The organism is Gordonia effusa NBRC 100432, from assembly GCF_000241305.1.
Lineage (GTDB): Bacteria > Actinomycetota > Actinomycetes > Mycobacteriales > Mycobacteriaceae > Gordonia > Gordonia effusa.
The window spans coordinates 1-5,875 of the sequence record NZ_BAEH01000085.1 but is presented as its reverse complement, the minus strand read 5'-3'; the positions used below and the strand labels follow the sequence as shown (position 1 = coordinate 5,875).

The 5,875-nt window shown below is 64.8% G+C and carries 7 protein-coding genes; 4 read left to right on the top strand and 3 right to left on the bottom strand.

What is annotated here, in order from left to right; genetic code table 11:
* The coding region (locus tag GOEFS_RS14930) for a DUF8548 family protein (RefSeq protein WP_007318766.1) at positions 1 to 827 on the top strand (827 nt) is incomplete at its 5' end.
* Positions 828 to 833: 6 nt separating this feature from the next.
* Here GOEFS_RS14930 and GOEFS_RS14925 read toward each other — a convergent pair.
* Positions 834 to 1,829: a phospholipase D-like domain-containing protein gene (locus tag GOEFS_RS14925; protein ID WP_040525233.1), complete on the bottom strand. Its 996-nt coding sequence runs from the start codon at positions 1,827 to 1,829 to the stop codon at positions 834 to 836.
* A gap of 99 nt (positions 1,830 to 1,928) precedes the next feature.
* On the opposite strand from GOEFS_RS14925, the gene GOEFS_RS14920 reads away from it, so the two are divergent.
* Positions 1,929 to 2,219 (top strand): helix-turn-helix domain-containing protein, encoded by a 291-nt coding sequence (locus GOEFS_RS14920; RefSeq protein ID WP_007318764.1) that lies wholly within the window; start codon positions 1,929 to 1,931, stop codon positions 2,217 to 2,219.
* A gap of 2 nt (positions 2,220 to 2,221) precedes the next feature.
* Here GOEFS_RS14920 and GOEFS_RS14915 read toward each other — a convergent pair whose 3' ends face one another.
* Together GOEFS_RS14915 and GOEFS_RS14910 are read right to left on the bottom strand one after the other, a co-directional pair.
* Positions 2,222 to 2,419 (bottom strand): helix-turn-helix domain-containing protein, encoded by a 198-nt coding sequence (locus GOEFS_RS14915; protein WP_040525232.1) that lies wholly within the window; start codon positions 2,417 to 2,419, stop codon positions 2,222 to 2,224.
* A 96-nt stretch (positions 2,420 to 2,515) separates the two neighbouring features.
* A complete protein-coding gene (locus GOEFS_RS14910) occupies positions 2,516 to 3,409 on the bottom strand; it encodes an Abi family protein (protein WP_007318762.1) in 894 nt (297 codons plus the stop codon).
* Positions 3,410 to 3,752: 343 nt separating this feature from the next.
* On the opposite strand from GOEFS_RS14910, the gene GOEFS_RS14905 reads away from it, so the two are divergent.
* Both GOEFS_RS14905 and GOEFS_RS14900 read left to right on the top strand, forming a co-directional pair.
* Complete coding sequence (locus GOEFS_RS14905) at positions 3,753 to 5,693, top strand: type I restriction-modification system subunit M (RefSeq protein ID WP_007318761.1); 1,941 nt, start codon at positions 3,753 to 3,755, stop codon at positions 5,691 to 5,693.
* The coding region (locus GOEFS_RS14900; RefSeq protein WP_007318760.1) for a hypothetical protein at positions 5,690 to 5,875 on the top strand (186 nt) is incomplete at its 3' end. The genes GOEFS_RS14905 and GOEFS_RS14900, both read left to right, overlap by 4 nt.

Below are 5,875 nucleotides of genomic sequence, written 5' to 3'. Positions count from 1 at the left end.
CTGATCCGCTCGGCGATGAGCTTGAGCTGTCGGCGCTTGGTGTCGGTCGTCATCGCGTGATCGTCGCACCCGTGTCCGACACAACCGCTCTGAATCGTGCAACGTTTCCTGTCCCGGCGTCGGTGCCCTATGCCACGCTGTCGCCCATGACTCACACCGCCGAGCAGCTCCATGCACTCGTCGCCGCCTGCGAGCAGTTCCGCGGTTCCAAGGCTCCGGACGGCTACCGCGACGGCCTTGCCCTCTGTGTCATCGACAGCGTGCAGTCCACGGGCGTCACGTACAGCAGCGTGGAGAACGTGGTCGCCCGCTACCGCGCCTACCGCCGCGAGCGGAGCGGTGACCCGAACCGCGACGGTGTAGCCGAGTTGTTGGGCACCGTCGACGAGCTCGACGGGCCGGACGGTTGGGCGAGCAGGATCGGCAACAGTAACCGCACCTCCACCCGCGGCGGGATACTCAAGTCTGAGGCGATCCGGGACGCTGCCTGTGTGCTCGACGCCGCGGGGATCAGGAACACCGACCTGCTCCGGAAGGTGGCCGAGCAGGACGGGGCCCAGCTGGAGCAGGTCCGCAAGGCGTGGTGCGCGGTGACGGGGCAACGCAGCGGGATCACGTGGCACTACATGCTGATGCTCGCCGGCATCGAGGGAGTGAAGCCGGACCGGATGATCTGCCGGTTCGTTGCCGACTCGTTGGGGCTGCCCCGCCGCAGTGTCACGCCGCCGTTCGCCATGGAGATCCTCACCGCCGCGGCGAAGGAGATGGGCATGTTGCCCACCGACCTCGATCACGGGGTGTGGCAGTTCCAGCGGACCCGGCGGTAGACGAAGTCAGGCGCCGCCGTCGGCCAACGCGCGGACGACCGATGTGAACACTTCCGGTGGGAGGCCGATCCAGCCTCCTTGGAGGCTCGACACCTGACCCGCCGACATGCCGACTGCTACCGGATCCACGACGGTGAGGTCGGTCGGAACCAGGCGGGGAGCCGTGTTGTTCACCCACGGGTGCTTCACCGGTTCGTCCGATGCCCAGCCGCGTTGTCTGCGGACGAAGCTGGGGTCCTCACGAGAATCGGATGTCACCTCGACGATCGCGATGATCCCGTGGTGCGGCGTGGAGTAGATCGCCACGAGGTCCCCGGTTTCGATCCGGGGACGACCGCGCCCGCCGTGATTGGAGAACCAGTGGGGAGCCCGCCACGGCGCGAGTTCATCGTGCAGGGTCTGGGCCTTCACCCACAGCTTCCGCCCGGGGTCACGTGTGTCGCTGAGCAGCTGTTCGATCGCGCCGTCCTCGAGGTTCGCCGGCGCGGTCGGCGTCGGCCGGGTGCGGGGCATGCGCGGAAGTGCGTCGACCTCCGCGGCGAAAGCGTCCAGGCGTTCCGTGTCGATGGGCTCGGCTTCCTGCCACCACGCTTCGACCACCGCGCGTGCCTTCGCGACACCCTGCTTGTCGAGATGCGCCGAGAGTTCGGCGTTGGGGCGTGCTCCGCCGCCGAGGCCGGTGTCTGTGAGGTTCGCTGAGCCGATCAGGCCGAACTCCTCGTCAACGAGGTAGGTCTTCGCGTGGAGTCTGCGCAGGTCGCGCACCTCAACACCCGCGTCGAGGAGTGCTCGAAGGCCGGGCTGAGCGAGATACCCGCCCGCGGCTGCCCAGGGATCGAGAGCCGTGAGCAACTGCCAGGATGCGTGTGAGTGCGCGGCCATGTCGGACAGCCGGAAGGCGATCCGCGCCCCCAGGTAGGGACTTGCCAGCAGCACGTTGGACCGCGCCGTTTCCAGTGCGGCGAATACATGCCGGTCCGCAAGTTCGGTGATTTGCTGCATGCTCCTGAACGTAACCGGAGGCAGGTGCTGGGGCATCGTCCAGGAGTTGCCCCGGCGCGCCACCGACCACGTGGCCACCCACTCCTGCAGCATGACCGCATGGGTGAAGAGAAGCCAGAACCGTGGGTCCCGAAGCGAGTCTCCGAGGCCGACGTCGCCGTCGGGGCAGTGCTGCGCCGCGTACGTGAACGCGCGGGGTGGACGTTGGAACAGGCCGGCGAGCGGAGCGGCATCAACAAATCCGTCTTGAGCAAGACTGAAAGGGGCGAACGGCCGCTACGTGTCTTCGAGCTGGAGCCCCTGGCCGAGGCGTACGGGATGACGCTCGAGAAGCTCACCTCTGAGATCGGCTCCGACCCGGCTGTGCGGGCCGCCACGACCCGCGAGTAGCCCTACCCGTCGCTCTTCGGCGGGTGATACCGCTCGTCGATCAGCCGCACGATCTCCCGTTGTGGGATCAGGGTGCGGTGCCCGAGGCGCATCCCGACAATGACGCCCTGCCTCTTCAGCCGGAAGAAATGGGTCCTGCTGATGCGCAACCGTTCGATCGCCTCGGGAATCGTCAACAGCTCGTCGCGGCCTGGTTCCATGCCGCGACCGTAGGACGAAACCCACATGCACCGCGAGGTCTCCTCCGGTGCCGGTGCATCCCCATCGGCACCCGGGGATGCACCGCGGAGGGGCGTCTACTTCTGCCTGTCTCGCGGGCTCTGCGGGCGCGCCAGACCCAGCCAGAACGTCGAGGTCCGTTCGTGCTGCTGCACCAGCTCCGGGAGGATCGGGGTGCAGGTCTTGCCACGAACGAGGATGTCGTCGAGCGATGCGATCACGTCGAGCACGGAGCGGGGTTCGAACTGCCCGCCGAGCTTCTTCGCCTTGACGCGCACGTTGCTGGGCGTGGGCCCCGAGTTGATGACGGAGTGATGCCACAGGCGGCTGTGGTGCGCGCACCGGTTGCGCAGATAGACGAGTGCCTTCACACGGTAGGGGAAGCCGGCCTTGGCAACGCCAATGCTGGTCGCTACCGCGTCGGCCAGTGCGCCCTGTGCTCCGCGCTCGATGCACTTGGAGAGTGTGCCGAAGGACCAGGACTCGACGGCCGACCAGACAGGTAGCTCCGCGAAGTTCACCGAGCCGTCGTCGGTGGTGACATAGCGCAGGATGTGATGCTCTCGACTCCGTTCGATGTCCCGAAGGCACGACTCGACGGTCGGCTCGGCGTCACCGATGTCGGTGTAGAAGTCCTCCTCCAGGTACTTCCCGCGCGGGCCATGGTCGTTGGCGATGACGTACGCGGTGTGGGTGCGTAGCAGCACCTCGGCGCGTGCAAGCCGGGGCATGAGTGCAAGCCGCAACGCCTCATCGGTTTCGTAGACAGCGCGTATCTCATCGAACGTGGTGTCCGGCTGGAACGTGTTGTTGCCCTCGTGCGGAGCCTGCTGGAAGTACCGCATGTACCCGGAGAACCGGTAGTAGTTGTGCGCTGCGAGGAACGCCGCGCAGGCGTCCTTGTCGGTGATGGTGAGTCCGCGCTCGACCAGAAGGGCGACTTGCTCCTCCCACGACAGGCTCGGCTTCATCGGCGCACCTCAGAAAGAAAAGGCCCCTCCCATTTGAGCATCGTTGAGAGGCTTGGGAGGGGGTCGATTGATGTCAATGTAGCCGACGGTGCCGACAGAACGCAAAGGCGCAGGCAGGGCTTCTCGCGCTCTATGCGGAAGCGGACGCGAAGGCCGACTGGCACTGCCCCAGGCGGGCGATAGTGTCTCCTGGGCGGCTTTGGTATTCCTGCTGTGCAGCGCTTCCGGGGACTGTGCTGCTCGCGCGACATGCGACGCGGGGCGTCTCTTCGATTGTCCCTACCCCGATGTAACGTTTCCGATACATTCTGACGGGTGACCGGGACCGATCGAGGGCAACGCATTGGCTGACGCAGGCAAAAATACGACGACCGCACGCATCGTGTGGGACACCGCCGACAAGTATCTCCGACACATAGTCGATGAGGAGGACTACGGCGACTACATCCTCCCGTTCACGGTGCTCCGCCGACTGGAGTGCATGCTCGCGGACACCAAGAAAGAGGTGACTGCGTTCGTCGCCTCACTTGCCGGGATGCCTCCACACCTGATCGACATCGCGGTGAAGGACAAGTTCGGGCTGAGCTTCTACAACGTCTCACCGCTCGACCTCGCCACGATCGCATCGGTCGACGACAACGTGCACAAGTCCCTGCAGAGCTACATCGACGGCTTCTCCAACAACATCGCCGACATCTGGACCTCCTTCGAGTTCAACCGCCGCGCGAAGGTTCTCGCCGACGCTAACCGCCTCCACTCCGTGGTGAAGCACTTCTCGAAGCTCGACCTGTCACCCGGTCAACTTGAGAACACCGCTATGGGCGATGTCTTCGAGGACGTGATGTACCGGGCCTTCAACAAGAAGGGGAAGGCCGCAGGCAACTTCTACACCCCGCGCGACGCGATCAAGCTCATGGTGGACATCCTGATCACCAACGATGACGACGGCCTCGCGGGTGAGAGCGCTTTGCGCTCCATCTACGACCCGACCGCCGGCTCCGGCGGCATGCTGCTCGTCGCACAGGACGCGCTCAAGCGTATGAACGCGAAGATCGACGTCACGCTGTACGGGCAGGAGCTCATGCCGTCGGCGTTCGCCCTCGGCAAAGCCGACCTGTTGATCCAGGGCGGCCGACCTGACGCGATCAAGCAGGGCAACACCCTCATCGAGGACCTGTACGCGGATCAGACCTTCGACTACGTGCTCTCTAATCCTCCGTTCGGTAACGACTGGGAGGCAGACGAGAAGGCCGTCAAGGAGCAGGCGAAAGTGCACGGGTCGCGCTTCAGTCATGGTCTGCCGAGTACCTCTGACGGTCAGATGCTGTTCCTCGCTCATTGCGCTTCCAAGCTCAGCCCCGCGGCGAAGAACGGCCAGGGCGGCCGAGCCGCCGTCGTCTCGAACCAGTCGCCGTTGTTCAACAGCGACAGCGGGCCCAACTCGATCCGCCAATGGCTTCTCGAGGAAGACCTGATCGACGCGATCATCGCGCTGCCGACGAACATGTTCTACGGCACCGGCATCGCCACGTACGTCTGGATCCTCGACACGAACAAGGATCCTGAGCGTAAGGGCAAGATCCAGCTCATCGACGGCTCCGGCCAGTGGGACTCTCTGCGGAAACCAATGGGCGACAAGCGCCGTGAGATGGGGAAGAACCACCGGAGAACGCTGATGGAGGCATACAAGGCGTTTGATCAAGCTGACCCTGCGATCTCTCGCGTGATGACTCCTGAGGACTTCATGTTCCGCGACGTGCCTGTGTACAAGCGGGCGCGTTTCGCGACGCGTTTCAGCGACGAAGTTGTCGACTCGCTGCGCACCCGCCGCGACTTCACCGAGGGTCACGTCGCGATCCTGCGCTCCCTAGACGGCGCCCCTTGGAATGACCTTCCGAAGGCGTTCCCGGAGGCCTCGAAATCGGCCGGGTTGAAGGCCTCGGTCGGTTTGGTCGATGCCGTGATGAAGGCGATGGCTGTGGAGGATGACTCTGCACCCCTCGCGGTCGATCGGAAGGGCAAGCCCGTGATCGTCCCGGGGTGGAAGATCACCGAGCGCGTGCCTCTGAGCGAGGATCTGGACGAGCACATGGCGCGAGAGGTGCTGCCCTATGCGCCCGGCGCGCAGTGGGACGAGACCAAGGCAAAGCACGGCACCGACATCCCGTTCACCCGGATCTTCTTCGTACCCGAGGAGCCCCGACCGTTGGCGGAGATCGACACTGAGGTGGAGAAGCTCATGGGTGAGTTGACCGCGATGTTCACAGCGGTGAGCGAAGAGTGAGCAGCGCCCCGTTCTGGGCGAATGTGTCGCTCGTCTCAGCATCCGAACCGCCGCTCGGGTTTCAGGTCTCGCTAGAAGACATGATCTCGGAAACTGGCCAGCTCGTCGATGGCGAGTTGTCCGCCTATGCGGCGAGTGGCACGCCGTTCCGACCGGGCGACATCCTTTTCGGAAAACTGCGT